This is a genomic window from Microbacterium sp. TPU 3598, from assembly GCF_002356155.1.
In the GTDB taxonomy this organism is placed as follows: Bacteria; Actinomycetota; Actinomycetes; order Actinomycetales; family Microbacteriaceae; genus Microbacterium; species Microbacterium maritypicum_A.
Genome location: NZ_AP017975.1, coordinates 471,622 through 487,405 on the forward strand (window position 1 = coordinate 471,622; position 15,784 = coordinate 487,405).

Annotated in this window: 14 protein-coding genes and 1 pseudogene; 12 read left to right on the forward strand and 3 right to left on the reverse strand. The window is 69.0% G+C overall.

All coding sequences use genetic code 11. From position 1 onward, the window contains the following. The 6 genes and pseudogenes from modA to MST3598_RS18810 form a co-directional block, all read left to right on the forward strand. Positions 1-789 (forward strand): molybdate ABC transporter substrate-binding protein, encoded by a 789-nt coding sequence (gene modA, locus MST3598_RS02160; protein WP_029260048.1) that lies wholly within the window; start codon positions 1-3, stop codon positions 787-789. Beyond that, a complete protein-coding gene (gene modB / locus MST3598_RS02165; RefSeq protein ID WP_021199265.1) occupies positions 786-1,574 on the forward strand; it encodes a molybdate ABC transporter permease subunit in 789 nt (262 codons plus the stop codon). The genes modA and modB overlap by 4 nt, the downstream gene beginning before the upstream one ends. Further along, positions 1,571-2,665 carry a sulfate/molybdate ABC transporter ATP-binding protein gene (locus MST3598_RS02170; protein WP_051671175.1) on the forward strand — a complete coding sequence of 365 codons (1,095 nt, stop codon included), beginning with the start codon at positions 1,571-1,573 and terminating at the stop codon, positions 2,663-2,665. Before modB ends, MST3598_RS02170 begins: the two co-directional genes overlap by 4 nt. A gap of 117 nt (positions 2,666-2,782) precedes the next feature. Beyond that, positions 2,783-3,877 (forward strand): GTP 3',8-cyclase MoaA, encoded by a 1,095-nt coding sequence (gene moaA / locus MST3598_RS02175; protein ID WP_021199263.1) that lies wholly within the window; start codon positions 2,783-2,785, stop codon positions 3,875-3,877. 58 nt (positions 3,878-3,935) lie between these two features. Continuing rightward, the gene (locus MST3598_RS02180; protein WP_029260046.1) at positions 3,936-4,205 is read left to right on the forward strand and encodes a hypothetical protein; all 270 of its coding nucleotides are present in this window, start codon (positions 3,936-3,938) and stop codon (positions 4,203-4,205) included. A 113-nt stretch (positions 4,206-4,318) separates the two neighbouring features. Continuing rightward, positions 4,319-4,363: pseudogene (locus tag MST3598_RS18810) on the forward strand (hypothetical protein); the annotation flags it as partial. A gap of 104 nt (positions 4,364-4,467) precedes the next feature. On the opposite strand, the gene MST3598_RS02185 reads toward MST3598_RS18810, so the two are convergent. Both MST3598_RS02185 and MST3598_RS02190 read right to left on the reverse strand, forming a co-directional pair. Beyond that, complete coding sequence (locus MST3598_RS02185; protein WP_021199259.1) at positions 4,468-5,682, reverse strand: amidohydrolase; 1,215 nt, start codon at positions 5,680-5,682, stop codon at positions 4,468-4,470. Positions 5,683-5,735: 53 nt separating this feature from the next. Next, positions 5,736-6,383, reverse strand: coding sequence for a TetR/AcrR family transcriptional regulator (locus tag MST3598_RS02190; RefSeq protein WP_021199258.1), 648 nt, complete (start codon positions 6,381-6,383; stop codon positions 5,736-5,738). A gap of 158 nt (positions 6,384-6,541) precedes the next feature. On the opposite strand from MST3598_RS02190, the gene MST3598_RS02195 reads away from it, so the two are divergent. From MST3598_RS02195 to MST3598_RS02220, 6 genes are all read left to right on the forward strand, one after another. Continuing rightward, complete coding sequence (locus MST3598_RS02195; protein ID WP_029260045.1) at positions 6,542-8,200, forward strand: ABC transporter substrate-binding protein; 1,659 nt, start codon at positions 6,542-6,544, stop codon at positions 8,198-8,200. A gap of 73 nt (positions 8,201-8,273) precedes the next feature. Continuing rightward, the gene (locus MST3598_RS02200; protein WP_021199256.1) at positions 8,274-9,098 is read left to right on the forward strand and encodes an ABC transporter ATP-binding protein; all 825 of its coding nucleotides are present in this window, start codon (positions 8,274-8,276) and stop codon (positions 9,096-9,098) included. After that, positions 9,095-9,901: an ABC transporter ATP-binding protein gene (locus tag MST3598_RS02205; RefSeq protein WP_029260044.1), complete on the forward strand. Its 807-nt coding sequence runs from the start codon at positions 9,095-9,097 to the stop codon at positions 9,899-9,901. Before MST3598_RS02200 ends, MST3598_RS02205 begins: the two co-directional genes overlap by 4 nt. Next, complete coding sequence (locus tag MST3598_RS02210; RefSeq protein WP_021199254.1) at positions 9,898-10,986, forward strand: ABC transporter permease; 1,089 nt, start codon at positions 9,898-9,900, stop codon at positions 10,984-10,986. The genes MST3598_RS02205 and MST3598_RS02210 overlap by 4 nt, the downstream gene beginning before the upstream one ends. 1 nt (position 10,987) lies before the next feature. Further along, positions 10,988-12,139, forward strand: a complete 1,152-nt coding sequence (locus tag MST3598_RS02215) for an ABC transporter permease (protein WP_029260042.1) — start codon at positions 10,988-10,990, stop codon at positions 12,137-12,139. Beyond that, positions 12,139-14,385 carry a glycoside hydrolase family 3 N-terminal domain-containing protein gene (locus MST3598_RS02220; protein WP_029260041.1) on the forward strand — a complete coding sequence of 749 codons (2,247 nt, stop codon included), beginning with the start codon at positions 12,139-12,141 and terminating at the stop codon, positions 14,383-14,385. Before MST3598_RS02215 ends, MST3598_RS02220 begins: the two co-directional genes overlap by 1 nt. Before the next feature lie 49 nt (positions 14,386-14,434). On the opposite strand, the gene MST3598_RS02225 is transcribed toward MST3598_RS02220, so the two are convergent. After that, positions 14,435-15,784: a DUF1214 domain-containing protein gene (locus MST3598_RS02225; protein WP_029260040.1), complete on the reverse strand. Its 1,350-nt coding sequence runs from the start codon at positions 15,782-15,784 to the stop codon at positions 14,435-14,437.

Consider the following 15,784-nt stretch of genomic DNA (forward strand, 5'->3'; position numbering starts at 1 on the left):
ATGAACCGCACGCTCCGCGCCGCCGCCGTCCTCGCCGCCGTCCTCGCCGCCGCCGCGCTCGCCCTCACCGGCTGTGCGGGTGGCGCCGCGAGCACTCCCTCCCCGTCGGCGACGGCGGAGAAGAGCGGTGTGAGCGGAGAGCTCACGGTCTATGCCGCCGCATCGCTCAGCGGGGCTTTTGATGCGATCGGCGAGGCGTTCATCGCCGAGAACCCCGACGTGCGGTTCACACCCGTCTACGACGGCTCGTCGACCCTCGTCACGCAGATCCTCGAAGGAGCACCGGCTGACGTGTTCGCGTCCGCTGACGAGGCGAACATGGACAAGGCGGCGGATGTGGCGGTCGATCCGACGCTGTTCGCCTCCAACACCCTCGTGATCGCGGTGCCGGCGGGCAACCCGGGCGAGGTGGAGACCCTCTCCGATCTCGCCGACGTGACCACGGTGCTGTGTGCGCCCGAGGTGCCGTGCGGTGCGGCTTCCGCGAAACTGCTCTCGACAGCGGGCGTGACGGTCGACGCCGCCAGTCTCGAGCAGAACGTCACGGCCGTGCTCACGAAGGTCGCCGCCTCCGAGGCCGATGCCGGACTCGTGTACGCCACCGATGTGATCGGACGTGACGACGTCGAGGTGATCGTGCCCAACGGTGCCGACGACGTCGTCAACCACTACCCGATCGCCGCGCTGGCCGATGCGCCGAACGCCGAGGCGGCCGATGCGTTCGTGACGTTCGTGCTGTCGGACGCGGGTCAGAAGATCCTGGCGGACTTCGGCTTCGGGGCTCCATGAGCGTGACCGGCGCACGCGGATACGCTCCGCGCGCGCTCGCTGTTCCGGCCCTCATCGGACTGTCGTTCCTCATCCTGCCGCTGACCGCACTCGTGGCGCGGGTGCAGTGGTCGACCTTCCTCGCCGATGTGACGTCGGAGGCTGCGCTCTCGGCGCTCCTGCTGTCGCTGGGCACCGGCCTGCTGGCCACCGTGCTGTGCATCGTCGTCGGGGTGCCGCTCGCGCTCTACATCGCCCGCTCCGGGCCCCGCCTGGCCGCGGTGCTGCGTGCCGTCGTCACGGTGCCGCTGGTGCTGCCCCCCATGGTGGGCGGCGTCGCGCTGCTCTACCTGTTCGGGCGCGCGGGGTGGCTCGGCGGGCTCGGCCTGTCGTTCAGCACCCCGGCTGTCGTGCTGGCACAGACATTCGTCGCCCTGCCCTTCCTGGTGCTGGCCGTCGAGGGCGCGGTGCGCACCTCGGGCGTGGACTACGAGCGCACGGCGGCAGCGCTCGGAGCCGGACGATGGACGATCCTGCGCCGCATCACCCTGCCGCTCGCCGCGCCGGGCATCGTCGCCGGCGTCGTGCTGTGCTTCGCGCGGGCCATCGGCGAGTTCGGCGCGACGGCGCTGTTCGCCGGGAACCGGCCGGGAGTCACCCAGACGATGCCGCTCGCGATCTACACCGCGTTCAACGGTGCCGGAGTGTCGCAGGGCACGGCGGTCGCCCTCGCCCTGCTGCTGCTCGCCACCGCGATCATCGTGCTGCTGCTCGTGCGCGGCTGGCGACCGGGGGCGGCGCGATGACCCTGGCGAACGGTCTGCCGGCCGAGCGCCGCGCCGCCGTCGAACCGGGACTTCGCGCCGACATCGTGGTCGAGCGCGAGCACTTCGCCGTCGAGGTCGCCGTGCAGGCAGCGGTCGGCGAGACGGTCGCCGTCATGGGACCGAGCGGCGCGGGAAAGTCGACGCTGCTGCAGGCCCTCGCGGGACTCGAGCCACTGACCGCCGGGCAGATCGATGTCGCGGGACGCGTGGTCGACCGCGTGTCCGCGCCCCGCGTGCGGACCACGCCGATGAACCGGGGCATCGTGCTGCTGGGACAGGATGCGCGGCTGTTCCCGCATCTCTCGGTGCGCGAGAACGTGGCCTTCGGCCCCCGAGCTGCAGGGGCGGATGCTGGCTCGGCGCACGACCTTGCGGACGAATGGCTCGCGCGCGTCGGACTCCGCGGTGCCGGCGGACGGATGCCTCGCGAGCTCTCCGGCGGGGAGGGGCAACGCGTCGCGGTCGCCCGGGCTCTCGCCGCGTCCCCACGCGCGGTGCTGCTCGACGAGCCGCTGGTGGCGCTCGACCCGGCGACGGCCGGCGACATCCGACAGATGTTGCGTGATCAGCTGGCCGGGATCACCACGATCGCGGTCACGCACGATGCCGCGGATGCCGTCGCACTGGCGGAGCGGCTCGTGATCATCGAGGCCGGTCGGGTCACACAGAGCGGACCGGTGCGCGCCGTCCTGTCGGCTCCGGCTTCCGGGTTCGTCGCGTCGATCGCGGGGGTCAATCGCGTGGCGGGGGTCGCCGCGGGCGGCGCCTGGCGGAACGGAGATCTGCACCTCACGACCGCGGATGCCGGCTCGCTCGCGCTCGCCGCAGTCGACGGCACCCCTCTCGCTGCGGTCTTCCGCCCCGAGCACGTGCGCGTCGTCGACGCCGCGGATCCGGATGCCTGGCGCACCGAGGTCACGCGACTCGAGCCCACCCTCGCCGGTGTGCGCGTGCAGACCGCGGGATGCGCGGTCGATGTCTCCCTCGCCGACGCTGCCGGGCTCGCGCCGGGAGATGCGGTCCACCTGCGGGTAGACCCCGCGCACGTGAGCTTCGTGCCCGTGCTCTGACGAAGTCGCCGCCGACGCTTCCGGACACTGGCAATCTGCCGGTCGTCGCCACGAAACCGGCCCTGCCCCGGTCGTCGCGGGTTACTCTCAAAAGATGACGGGGAGTGGGGAAGCGCCATGGCGGCCGTACCGGTCGTGATCGGTGTGCGCGCGCCGCGCGTCGATCCGTCTCCGCAGGCCGCCTCTCTCGCAGGAATCGGCGGAGGTCTCGTCGACACGCACGGCCGGGTGCATCGCGATCTGCGCATCTCGCTCACCGATCGCTGCTCCCTGCGCTGCACGTACTGCATGCCCGAGCAGGGCAACGAGTGGCTCGCCCGCACGAGCATCCTCTCCACCGACGAGATCGTCGAGGTGGCCGAAGTGGCCGCGGCCCTCGGCATCCGCACCTTCCGGCTCACCGGCGGCGAGCCGCTGCTGCGGACCGACATCGTCGAGGTGGTGAGGCGAATCTCCCGCATCGAGGGGGAGGGGGGCCCCGTCGAGGTCGCGATGACCACCAACGGCATCAGCCTCGCCCAGAAGCTCCCGGCCCTGATCGATGCCGGGCTCACTCGCCTCAACATCAGCATCGACACGGTCGATCGTCAGCGCTTCGCCGACCTGACCCGGCGCGACCGCCTCGACGATGTGTTCGAGGGCATCGCGGCGGCTGCGGCATCCGAGCTCCGCCCGCTCAAGCTCAACGCGGTCGCGATGCGCGGCGTCAACGACGACGAGCTGGTCGACCTGGTGGAGTTCGCGATGAGCGTCGGCGCGCAACTGCGATTCATCGAGCAGATGCCGCTCGACGCCGGACACACCTGGGACCGGGCCTCGATGGTCACGCGCGAGGAGATCCTCGCGTCGCTCGGGGAACGCTGGCGTCTCGATCCGGTCGAGGGTCGGGGAGGCGCACCCGCCGAGAAGTGGCGGATCGACGGCGGCCCGCATGAGGTCGGTGTGATCGCCTCGGTCACGGCCCCGTTCTGCGGCGCCTGCGACCGCCTGCGGCTGACGGCAGACGGCCAGCTGCGCAACTGCCTCTTCTCGCTCGCCGAGTACGACCTGACCGGGCTGCTGCGCGGAGAGTCGGCCTCCGCCCCGGGCGAGCGCGCCGATGAGATCGCCGCACTGCTGCGCTCGTGCGTGCACGGAAAACTGCCGGGACACGCGATCGACGACCCCTCCTTCCTGCAACCCGCTCGCGGGATGAACGCGATCGGCGGCTGACCACCGCGGCTCCCGTGCAAGGGGTCGTCGGTTCCGATTCGCGCTACGGTCGATCTCGATGACCACCACCACTGTCACCCCCGATTCCCGGATCGACGAAGAGCTCGACGAACTGCCGGTGCTCGATCGCGGCGACCTGCGCTGTGAGTGCAACCACGGCACGGGTGACGACTACCGGGCGTGCGGAGACAAGGCGAGGTGGCGGGTCACGATCGTGTGCACCTGCGGTGGCGGGCACCCGCGTCGGGTCGAGCTGCTGTGCACGCAGTGCCTGGCCAATCGGCGCCGCGATCTCGAGCGCGAGTCGATCACGATCCGCCCGGTCTGAGCGTGGGGCCGCAGCGGCTTCCTATTTCGTATACACACATCGGTGCGGCTCGACGCATCCGCCATCGCCGCCCTGACGGCGCGCGCTGAGGCCGAGGAGTCACCACGCGCTCTGAGGCGATTCGCGCCGCGGTGCGCGAGTGGGCACACGTTACCTGAACTGCACGGATCAGCCCGCAAGCACTACCGACGTGACCAACTCGACGAACTCCAAGTCGTCCCCGCCATCGTCATGTCCGGGGTGAGCGCATCGCCCCGGCCCTCTACGCGAGGAACTCCCGGGCCGCGGCCGACAGCGCGGTGACGCCGACCTCGATCGTCGGGTGGATCTCCGGTGCGAAGAACGGCGAGTGGTTGGTGGGGATGTCCTCGCCCAGGCGGCCCGCGGCGACCGCCTCGGCGAACCGGGCGGGGTCGATCCCGCCCCAGAACCAGAACACGAGGGGTGCCCCGGCGTCGCGGGCGAACCAGGAGACGTCCTCGCTGCCGGTGAACATTCCGGGGTCGATCACGGCCGCCTCGCCCAGGGCGCGCTGCAGCGCCGCGGTCACCCGGACGGTGGCGTCCTCGTCGTTGATGGTGGCCGGGAGGGTGTGGTCGGTGCGGATCTCGGGCTCTCGCTCGGCGCCGGAAGCGGTGGCCTCTGCCCGCACGATGCGCTCGACGCTCGCGAGCACCTTGTCGCGCGTCTCCTCGTTCGGATAGCGCAGGCTGAGCTCGAGCTTCGCCTCGGCGGGGATGATGTTGTTCTTGAGGCCCGCGTGGATCGATCCCACGGTCACGACGGCGACGCCCTGCGGGTCGATCTCGCGCGAGGCGATGGTCTGCAGGCGCATCACGGTGGCGGCGGCCATGACGACCGGGTCGATCGTGGCATGCGGGCGCGAGCCGTGTCCGCCGCGGCCGTGCAGGGTCACGGTGAGTCCGTCGGAGGCGGCCATCTGCGTGCCGCTGCGCACGCCGATCACGCCGGCGGGCAACGGGGTCACGTGCTGGCCGAGCACCACGTCGGGCTTCGGATAGCGGTCGAGGATCCCGTCGTCGAGCATCGCCCGCGCTCCGGCGCCGTACTCCTCGGCAGGCTGGATCAGCACGACGAGGGTCCCCGACCAGTCGGATCGCTCGGCGACGAGCTTCTCGACCGCACCGATCATGGCGGTGACGTGCATGTCGTGACCGCAGGCGTGCATGACGGGAACGGTGGTGCCCGCGGGGTCGACGCCCTTCGCCGTGCTCGCGTAGGACAGACCGGTCTGCTCCTCGACGGGCAGTGCGTCCATGTCGGCTCGCACCCAGACGACCGGGCCTTCGCCGTTGCGCAGCACTCCGACCACGCCGGTCACCCCGACGCCCTCCTCGACCTCGAGTCCCAGATCGCGCAGGTGCTGGGCGGCGATGCCGGCGGTGCGCGTCTCCTGGAACGAGAGCTCAGGATGCTGGTGCAGGTCGATGTAGAGCGCTTCGAGGTCGATCGTCATGGCCCGAGCCTAGCCCGGCCGGCGGTCGTTGCCGAGGGCCCGCGATCGAGGGATCAGGCGGGGTGCACGTAGGTCGGCAGCGCCGGCCCGGGGTGCAGCACGGCGTTCACGATCGCCTGGATCGCGAATTCGCTGGCTCCGCCGAGCTCGACGACGTCGGGGTGCAGGAGCCATTGCAGCTGCAGACCGTCCATCACCGCGAGGATCGCGGCGGCGGCTGCGGCGATCGTGTCGGGATCGCGCACACCCTCCTGGGCGCACAGCTCGTGGAACGCCGCCGTGACCTCTCGACGCAGGGTCGTGTAGCGGTCCTCGAAGAAGTGCCGCGCCGGGTGGTCGTCGGTCACCGACTCGGCGGACAGCACCGTGTAGGCCTGCACGATGCCGGGCCGCTTCTCGTTCGCGAACGCCGTGCGCACCAGGTGCAGGAACAGCTCAGGTCCGTCCGGGATGTGCTTCTCGGCGAGCTCGGCGACGTCGGCCTGGTCGCGATAGGCGAGAACCTCGAGCAGCAGCTTCTGCTTCGAGCCGAAGTGGTGCAGGACGCCGGCGTGGGTGATGCCGACCTGCTCGGCAACGTCGGCGAGAGTGCCGTTGGTCGAGCCCTTGTTGCCGAAGATCTCGACGGCTGCTTTGAGGATCTGCTCGCGTTTCGCGAGGGTCGCCGGGCGCACGCGCACTGTCTGGTCGCTGTCTACCACCGCGGCCTCCTCTCCATCGTCGGGCTGTGCTTGCGATCAAACTTACTACTCGGTAACCTCACGAGAGCTTACTTTCTCGACAGTAAGCAAATCACGACAGTCGGTGGACTCCCGTCCTCCGGCGACGCAGCACAAAGACCCGTGCCCTAGGAGAAGCAATGAAGCTCAGAAAGTCTCTGATCGCCGCGACCGCGATCACCGCCCTCGGCGTATCGGCCCTCGCCGGATGCTCGGCAGGCGGTGGATCCGACGATGGCGCCGGTTCCGCATCCCTCACCATCGCGAAGCCCGACGGCGCGATCACCACCGAATCCAACAACCCCTTCGTCGGCGACTCGTCCGCCTCGAAGTACGGCTACGGCAAGGTGATCTTCGAGACCCTCGCCCTCGTGAACCAGACCGGCGACCGCGGCGTCACTCCGTGGCTCGCCGACAGCCTGGAATGGAACGACGACTACACGGTGCTCACTGTCGTTCCTCGCGCCGACGTCACCTGGAGCGACGGCGAGCCCTTCACCGCCGAAGACATCGTCTACTCCTACGAGCTCGCCTCCACCCCCGCCCTCGACACCGCGGGCCTCCAGCTCGACAGCGCTGCCGTCGACGGCGACAAGGTCGTGCTGACCTTCGCCGCGTCGAAGTACGTCAACCTGGCCCGCGCCCTGCACGTGCCGATCGTCCCGAAGCACATCTGGGAGAACCTCGACGACCCGGCCACCGACCCCGTCAAGGGCGACGACCTGGTGGGCACCGGACCCTACGTCCTCTCGAACTGGTCGACCGAGTCGGTCACGCTCGACGCCCGCGACGACTACTGGGGCGGCGATCTGGCCGTGCCCGAGCTGCACTACGTCTCGTACGGCGACAACACGGCTCTCACCACGGCCCTCGCGAACGGCGACGCCGACTGGGCGCAGGCGTTCATCCCGCAGATCGAGGAGCAGTTCCTCTCGGCCGATCCCGAGCACAACAAGTTCTGGGCGGCTCCCACCACCGGTTCCGCGACGCTGTTCATGAACCTGCAGCAGAAGCCGTTCGACGACCCGGCCTTCCGTCAGGCGCTCGCCTGGGTGATCGACCGCGACGCCTACGTCGACATCGCCCGCGAAGGCGCCAGCGAGGCCGTCTGGTCGGTGACGGGACTCTCCTCGATCCTCGACGACGAGATCCAGCCCGAGTTCCAGGGCAAGGAGTACGCGGTCGACGCCGAGAAGGCCCGCGAACTGCTCACCACCGCCGGGTACACCTGGAAGGACGACGCGCTGATCGACCCCGACGGCGCACCCGTCTCGTTCACGCTCTCCGTCCCCTCCGGCTGGAGCGACTGGAACACCGCGCAGGAGCTGATCGCCGAAGACGTCACGGAGGCCATCGGCGCCGAGGTCAAGATCGACATGCCCGACTGGGGCGGCTGGGCCGATCCCCGAGACAACGGCACGTTCTCCGCGATCATCCACTGGCTCGAGGACAGTGGCACGGCCTACGGCCTGTACACCTCGACCATGGACCCGCGATGGATCTCGGACGGGAAGGCCGGCTTCAACTTCGGTCGCTTCGACGACCCGACGGCGACGGCCGCGCTGAACTCCTACGCCAACGCCTCGTCGGACGAGGAGCGCACCGCCGCGGTCGACACGCTGCAGACGATCTTCTCCGAGCAGGTGCCGGCCATCCCGCTGGGCGCGCACCCGCTGCTGGGCGAGTTCAACACCCGCAACTACGTCGGATGGCCTTCGGAAGAGGACCCGTACGCGTCTGCCGACCCGACTCAGCAGAACATCGTGCAGATCCTCACGAAGCTGAAGCCCGCCGAGTAAGCAGCATCCTGCCGGGGAGCCCGCCTCGACGACGGTGCGGGCTCCCCTGATCAGGTCGACGAAGGACACCCTCATGCCAGACCCCCTGCTCAGCGTGCGCGACTTCTCGGTCGTGTACGACGTCGATCCGCCCGTCGAGGCGGTGAAGAACGTCACCCTCGAACTGCAGCGCGGCGAGATCCTCGGTCTCGCCGGTGAGAGCGGATGCGGCAAGACCACGCTCGCCTACGGTGTGCAGCGCCTGCTGCGGGCACCCGCGGTCATCACCGGCGGCAGTGTGACCTTCCACGATGTGACCGGGGTCGACATCGACATCAACGCCCTCGGCGTGGATGCCATGCAGCGGTTCCGCTGGGACAAGGTCTCGATGGTGTTCCAGGGGGCGATGAACGCCCTCAACCCGGTGGCGACGATCGGTTCGCAGCTGGAGGACGTCTTCGAGATCCACCGCCCGGACATGAACCGCAAGCAGCGGCGCGCCGAAGCCGAGGAGCTGCTGGAGATCGTGAAGGTCGGACGCCAGCGCGTGCGCTCCTTCCCGCACGAACTGTCCGGCGGCATGCGCCAGCGCGTGATGATCGCGATGGCCCTCGCGCTGCGTCCGCAGCTGATGGTCATGGACGAGCCGACGACCGCCCTCGATGTGCTGGTCCAGCGGGAGATCCTCAAGCAGATCTCGCAGCTGCGGCACGAATTCGGCTTCTCGGTGATCTTCATCACCCACGACCTTCCGCTGCTCCTGGAGATCAGCGACCGGATCGCGATCATGCGGGAGGGCGAGATCATCGAGCTCGCGACCGCGGAACGCATCTGGACGCAGCCCGAGCACGAGTACACGAAGACACTGCTGTCGTCGTTCCCCCGGCTCACCGGGGAGAGAGGGGTGCTGGTGCGATGACCACCCTCGAATTCCGCGGTGTCACCAAGGCCTACAACGTGCGCGGGGCGGGCCAGATCAAGGCCCTCGACGACGTGAGCTTCACCCTGACCTCCGGGCGCACGATCGGGCTGGTCGGCCAGTCCGGGAGCGGCAAGTCGACGATCGCGAAGATCCTCACCCAGCTTGAGACCCCGACCAGCGGAGAGGTGCTGCTCGACGGCACGCCCATCCCTCGTCGTGGCAAGGGGCTCCGGAAGTACCGGCAGCAGCTGCGCATGGTGTTCCAGGACCCGTTCGCCTCGCTCAACCCGTACCACTCGATCCGCTATCACCTGGAGCGGCCGATCCGTCTCGACGACGTCGTGCCGAAGAAGCAGACGGAGGACGAGGTGCGCCGGCTCCTCGCGCGCGTGCGCCTGGACGCGGACGCGGTGATCGATCGACGCCCGCACGAGCTGTCGGGTGGCCAGCGGCAGCGCGTGGCCATCGCCCGTGCCCTGGCCTCGCGCCCCTCGCTCCTCGTCGCCGACGAGCCCGTGTCGATGCTCGACGTGTCGATCCGCCTCGGCGTGCTGAACCTGCTCGCCGATCTGCAGCGCGAAGAGGGGCTCGGCGTGCTCTACATCACCCACGACCTCGCGACCGCCCGCCACTTCAGCGACGAGATCATGGTCCTCAACCAGGGCCGCGTCGTGGAGTACGGCGCCGCCGACGACGTGATCCTCAACCCGCAGGACCCGTACACGCGGGAACTGCGATCCGCTTCCCCCGACCCGGACACCTTCTTCGCGCAGGCCGCATCGAACGGAGGCACCCTGTGAGCACCGCATTCCCCCAGCTCGACGACAACGACCTGGTCGCCCGCGACGCCCTGGAGGTCGGCACCACCGCCACCGCGGCGGAACGCGGACGGCGACGTGTGCCGTGGCGCTTCTTCGCCGGCCGAGCCGCCTTCTACCTGTTCACCCTGTGGGCGGCCATCACCATCAACTTCTTCCTTCCGCGCCTCATGAAGGGCGACGCGGTCAGCTCGTACCTCGCGCGCAACCGCAACGTGAGCCCCGAGGCCGCCGATGCGCTGCGCATCCTGCTCGGCATCGACACCGACAAGTCGATCTGGCAGCAGTACCTCGAGTACTGGGGGATGCTGCTGCGCGGAGACCTCGGCATCTCGACCCTGCACGGTCTGCGGCCCGTGGCGGAGGTGCTCGCCGCCGCCCTCCCGTGGACACTGGGTCTCGTCGGCATCGCGACCATCATCTCCTTCACGATCGGCACGATCGCCGGGGCCGTCGTCGGCTGGAAGCGCGGCAGCAAGCTCGACGCGATCATCCCGGTGACCACGTTCTTCAACACCATCCCGTACTTCTGGCTCGGACTCATCGCGATCGCGATCTTCTCCTCGACCCTGAAGTGGTTCCCCTCATCGCACGCGTACGACAAGGGTCAATCCCCGGAGTGGAGCTTCGACTTCATCGGCCAGGTGATCATGCACGGCACGCTGCCGGCGCTGACGATCGTGGTCGCCTCGCTGGGCGGATGGGTGCTCGGCATGCGCAACATGATGCTGACCGTGCTCGACGACGACTACATCACCGTGGCTCAGGCCAAGGGCATGCCCAACAAGCGCGTCCTCTGGGGCTATGCCGCTCGCAACGCCGTGCTGCCGCAGATCCAGAGCTTCGCGCTGTCGATCGGCTTCATCGTCGGCGGCACGATCGTGATGGAGATGGTGTTCAGCTATCCGGGCGTCGGCAAGCTGCTGCTCGACGCGACCAACGCCAAGGACTTCGCTCTCATGCAGGGCGTGTTCCTCGTGATCACGCTGTCGGTGCTCGTGGCCAACATCCTCGCGGATGTCGTCTACGCCTACCTCGACCCGCGCACGCGCCAGATGGAGTCCTGACATGACCGTTCCCACCACCGCCGCGAGCACCGCGCCCGACGGGTCGGCCGTCGTCTCCGGCATGCCGGAGACCGCGACCCTGCGCACCCCACCGGCGGGCGCTCCGCCTCGCAAGACGTTCTGGTCGCAGCTCGCCCAGGCGTTCGCGATGTTCCGCAACCCCAAGTCGATCGCCGGGCTCATCATCCTCGGAGTGTTCGTGCTCATCGCGATCCTCGCGCCGTGGATCTCACCCTACGGGCCGACGCAGAAGGATCGCACGGCGTTGCGGCAACCGCCCTCCTGGGAGCACTGGCTGGGGACGACCCACATGGGGGAGGACGTGCTGAGTCAGATCATCTACGGCACCCGCGGTGTGATCGTCGTCGGCTTCCTCGCCGCCTTCATCGCCACGATCATCGCGATCACCATCGGTGTGATCGCCGGCTACGTACGCGGCTGGAAGAGCGAGTCGCTCTCGGCGCTGACGAACGTGTTCCTGGTGATCCCCGGCATCCCGCTCATCATCATCATCGCTTCGCAGTTCGAGAACCCGCCGCTGATCGTGATCGCCGCGGTGCTCGGCATCACCGGGTGGGCCTGGGGCGCTCGCGTGCTGCGCGCGCAGACCATGTCGCTGCGCAACCGCGACTTCATCCAGGCAGCACGCGCGAACGGCGAACCGCTGCGCCGCATCATCACGGTCGAGATGCTGCCGAACCTCATGGCGCTCATCGCATCGAGCTTCGTCGGCACGGTGACCGCCGCGATCCTCGGCCTCACCACGCTGGCGTTCATCGGGGTGATCCCGGTGAGCAATCTGAACTGGGGCACGATCCTGTTCTGGGCGCAGCAGAACGGCGCCTTCCCGCGTCTGTGGTGGTGGTACGTGCCCGCAGGGCTCTGCATCGCGATCATCGGTGTGGCCCTCTCTCTCATCAACTTCGGCATCGACGAATACGTCAACCCGCGCCTGCGCTCGGCCGGCGAGCGGGCCAGGGCGATGAAGAAGAAGGGGCTGAACGTGAACGACGCCGTCACGGCCGTCCGCAGCGTGCCCCTGCCGAAGACGACCTCCGATCCCGTAACGTCGGCGACCTCGCCGGACACCTCCGATTCCTCGAAGACCTCGACCCCGAACTCGACCCAGAACTCGACCCAGAACACGAAGTGATGACCTCTCAGACCCTGACCACCCAGCTCCCGTACCAGGACCCCGCACTCTCGATCCCCGAGCGGGTGGCCGACCTCCTCAGCCGCATGACGCTGGAGGAGAAGGTCGGGCAGATGCTCCAGCTCGATGCCCGCGACGACATCGACGACCACATCGCCCGCCGTCACGCCGGATCGATCCTGCACACCTCGCCCGAGCGCATCCTGCGGGCGAACGAGCTCACCGCGCAGACCCGGCTCCGCATCCCGCTGCTGGTGGGAGAGGACTGCATCCACGGCCACTCGTTCTGGCCCGGTGCGACGATCTACCCGACGCAGCTCGGCATGGCCGCATCGTGGGATTCCGACCTCGTCGAACGCGTCGCCCGCGCGACGGCCGAAGAGGTCGCGGTGACCGGCATCCACTGGACCTTCTCGCCGGTGCTGTGCATCGCCCGCGATCTGCGCTGGGGCCGCATCGACGAGACCTTTGGCGAAGACCCGTTCCTGATCGGAGAGCTGGCCTCGGCGATGGTGCGCGGCTACCAGGGCGACGGACTCGACGACCCGACCGCGATCCTCGCGACCGCCAAGCACTTCGCCGGGTACTCCGAGACCCAGGGCGGGCGCGATGCGAGTGAGGCCGACATCTCACGGCGCAAGCTGATCTCCTGGTTCCTGCCGCCGTTCGAGCGCGTCGCCCGCGAGGGGTGCCGCACGTTCATGCTCGGCTACCAGACCACCGACGGAGTGCCGATCACGACCAACGATTGGCTGCTCAGCGATGTGCTGCGCGGCGAGTGGGGCTACACCGGCACGCTCATCACCGACTGGGACAACGTCGGGCGCATGGTGTGGGAGCAGCGGATCCAGCCCGACATCACGCACGCGGCTGCTGCGGCCGTGCGGGCGGGCAACGACATGATCATGACCACGCCGGCCTTCTTCGAGGGTGCGCTCGACGCCGTCGCTCGGGGCATGCTCGCCGAGGACGCCTTCGACGCTGCGGCCGCCCGCATCCTGACCCTGAAGTTCGAGCTGGGCCTGTTCGAGAACCCGCGCCTGCCGGGCACGGAACTCGACGCCGTGGTGGGCAGTGCCGCGCACGCCGAGCTGAACCTCGAGGTCGCCCGCCGTTCGCTCGTGCTGCTCGAGAACGACGGCGTGCTGCCGCTCGATCCCACCTCCGCGCTGAAGGTCGCGGTCACCGGTCCGCTCGCCGACGACGCGCAGACGCAGCTCGGCGACTGGGCCGGCGGCTCCGGGCAGGCGGGCTGGCTCGACGGTCAGCCGCGCGAGATGATCACCACCGTGCTCGACGGGCTGCAGGCGATCGACGGTTGGACCGTCACGCGCGCCCGCGGCGCCGACATCCTCACTCTCGAAGAAGACCCGCAGGGGCCGTTCTTCCCCGACAAGCAGCCGCGTCCGCCGGTCGTGAAGGCTTGCGAGCCGGATGCCGCGATGATCGCGGAAGCCGTCGCCGCGGCATCCGAGTCCGACGTCGTCGTCGCGGTCGTGGGTGATCGGATCGAGCTGGTCGGCGAGGGGCGCTCCACCGCGACGCTCGAACTCATCGGCGGGCAGAACGCCCTGATCGATGCGCTCATCGCGACCGGCACGCCCGTGGTCATCGTGCTGCTGGCCTCGAAGCCGCTCGTGCTCCCGGCATCGGCCTCGAAGGCTGCCGCCGTGATCTGGGCGGCGAACCCCGGCATGCAGGGTGGCCGTGCGCTCGCCGACATCATCTCCGGCGCGGCCGAGCCGTCCGGGCGCCTGCCGATCTCGTTCGCGCGCCACGTCGGTCAGCAGCCGACGTACTACAACCAGATCCGCGGACAGCACGGTGACCGCTACGCCGACCTCACGCAGTCACCGGCCTGGGCGTTCGGCGAGGGGCTGTCGTACACGACGGTCGAGTACTCCGACCTGACGCTCGAGGCGACGACGCTGGGGGAGTCCGACACGATCGTCGGTCACGTCACGGTGTCGAACACGGGCACTCGGCCGGTGCGCGAGACCGTGCAGGTGTACGTGCGCGACTCCGTGACGAGCGTGAGCTGGACCGACAAGGAGCTGAAGACCTTCCGCCAGGTCGACGTCACCCCCGGCGCATCCGTGCGGGTACGCCTGGAGCTGCCGGTCGCCGACTGCACCATCGTCGACGCCGCGGGCAACCGCATCGTCGAGGCCGGCGCGTTCGAGCTGCTGGTCGGCCCGAGCTCCCGCGAAGAGGTGCTCCTCTCCGCCGACTTCGAGGTGCGCTGACCCGCCGCGGCGGGCGAGCGCACCTCGCGATCGACCCGGTCTGCTCGGTTCAGGCCTTCTGGAAGTCGGAGGGCTTCCAGGTGCCGTCGAACGCGGGGGCGCCTGGGCCGTAGATCCGGAAGTAGGCGAACCACTGCGAACCGGGGGTGGTCTGCAGCCATGGCACCTCATCCCGGGGTCGATCGGGACCGAAATGAAGGGTGATCCCGCCGGATCCGTCGGGCGCGAGGTCGTCGCGCAGGCTTGTCAGCACGGGCTTGAACTGCGGGGTGTTGATCTCCGAGCGGGTGTCGAGGTCATAGAGGGTGACAGACCAGAACTGAGCGGCGGGCACGGGTGCGGGAACGGTCAACGTGTACGACGTGGCCCCATCCAGTGCGGCCCCGTCCGCATCGACCGCGGCGAGCCAGTAGAGCGAGCCGGCGCCCTCCTTGTGCATGAACATCTTGTCGGTTTCGAGGGTGGCCTGGTAGAACCAGCGCTCCCGCACCGAGAGGTTGAGGAAGTTCTTCTCGTAGTACCCGAAATCTCCCTCGGAGTAGACCACCCACTCCCAATTGCGGTCAGGCCAGACGAGCCGTTCCGGTGCGTCGTCGGCGAACGCCGCCACCACGAGCTGCTCGTTCCCCTTCTCGGCTGCCTCGGACAGGATCGAGACGAGTTCCGCGTCGGGCGCGAAGGGGCGGTCTGCCCGCAGGCCGAGGTCGGCGAGCATGCCGTACTGGTTGTAGAGCGCGGGGGACGGCACATCGATGTCGAGTGCGCGCTTGAGGGCATGCCAATAGTCGATGGTTCCGTCGACCACGCAGGGGTTCGCGACGGCCTTGCGGTCGGACATGTCCACGAACACGTTCGGTGCCGGGTTCTCCGCGTCGGCCCAGGGGTAGACCTTCAGCGTGCGCAGCAGGGCCTTCCCCTTCTCCGGGTCGGGGAACGGTGCGCGCGCGCAGATCAGGAACCTGTTCGTCGGGGGGTGCTTGACGATGTAACCGGACTCGGGCAGGGGTCCGTCGTACCCCGGGGGGACGAACAGGTACTTGGCGCCCTTGCCCTCGTCCTCGCCGACGACGCCCATGTTGGTGACGAACTGGAAGTTCGTGTCATCGATCACGCCGATCAGCGGACCGGCGGGGAGCTCGACGACGACGGGGCCGTCGGTCGTGTCGCCCAACCCGAGTCCGTAGGGGGTGTCCGAGTTCTGGGTGAGGGTGACGAGGTCCGGCGTGGTGAGCTGGATGAGGAGACCGCGGTTGGCGGGCGCCCCGAGCTCTTCGATGGACTCGAAGTTCAGCACCATCGACACCGTCGGATAGAAGAACTTGTACGCCTCGACAGCGCGGTTGAGCAGCGCGTCGCGGCGGATCCTGACGATCTCTTCGGTGGTGGGGAGCTTCTTCAT

Excerpts from the sequence above, each read along its gene's own strand:
- MST3598_RS02195 (WP_029260045.1), top strand. The coding sequence starts at position 6,542 with ATGAAGCTCAGAAAGTCTCTGATCGCCGCGACCGCGATCACCGCCCTC.
- moaA (WP_021199263.1), top strand. The coding sequence starts at position 2,783 with ATGGCGGCCGTACCGGTCGTGATCGGTGTGCGCGCGCCGCGCGTCGAT.
- modA (WP_029260048.1), top strand. The coding sequence starts at position 1 with ATGAACCGCACGCTCCGCGCCGCCGCCGTCCTCGCCGCCGTCCTCGCC.
- MST3598_RS02170 (WP_051671175.1), top strand. The coding sequence starts at position 1,571 with ATGACCCTGGCGAACGGTCTGCCGGCCGAGCGCCGCGCCGCCGTCGAA.
- modB (WP_021199265.1), top strand. The coding sequence starts at position 786 with ATGAGCGTGACCGGCGCACGCGGATACGCTCCGCGCGCGCTCGCTGTT.
- MST3598_RS02205 (WP_029260044.1), top strand. The coding sequence starts at position 9,095 with ATGACCACCCTCGAATTCCGCGGTGTCACCAAGGCCTACAACGTGCGC.
- MST3598_RS02180 (WP_029260046.1), top strand. The coding sequence starts at position 3,936 with ATGACCACCACCACTGTCACCCCCGATTCCCGGATCGACGAAGAGCTC.
- MST3598_RS02220 (WP_029260041.1), top strand. The coding sequence starts at position 12,139 with ATGACCTCTCAGACCCTGACCACCCAGCTCCCGTACCAGGACCCCGCA.
- MST3598_RS02225 (WP_029260040.1), bottom strand. The coding sequence starts at position 15,784 with ATGAAGAAGCTCCCCACCACCGAAGAGATCGTCAGGATCCGCCGCGAC.
- MST3598_RS02200 (WP_021199256.1), top strand. The coding sequence starts at position 8,274 with ATGCCAGACCCCCTGCTCAGCGTGCGCGACTTCTCGGTCGTGTACGAC.
- MST3598_RS02215 (WP_029260042.1), top strand. The coding sequence starts at position 10,988 with ATGACCGTTCCCACCACCGCCGCGAGCACCGCGCCCGACGGGTCGGCC.
- MST3598_RS02185 (WP_021199259.1), bottom strand. The coding sequence starts at position 5,682 with ATGACGATCGACCTCGAAGCGCTCTACATCGACCTGCACCAGCATCCT.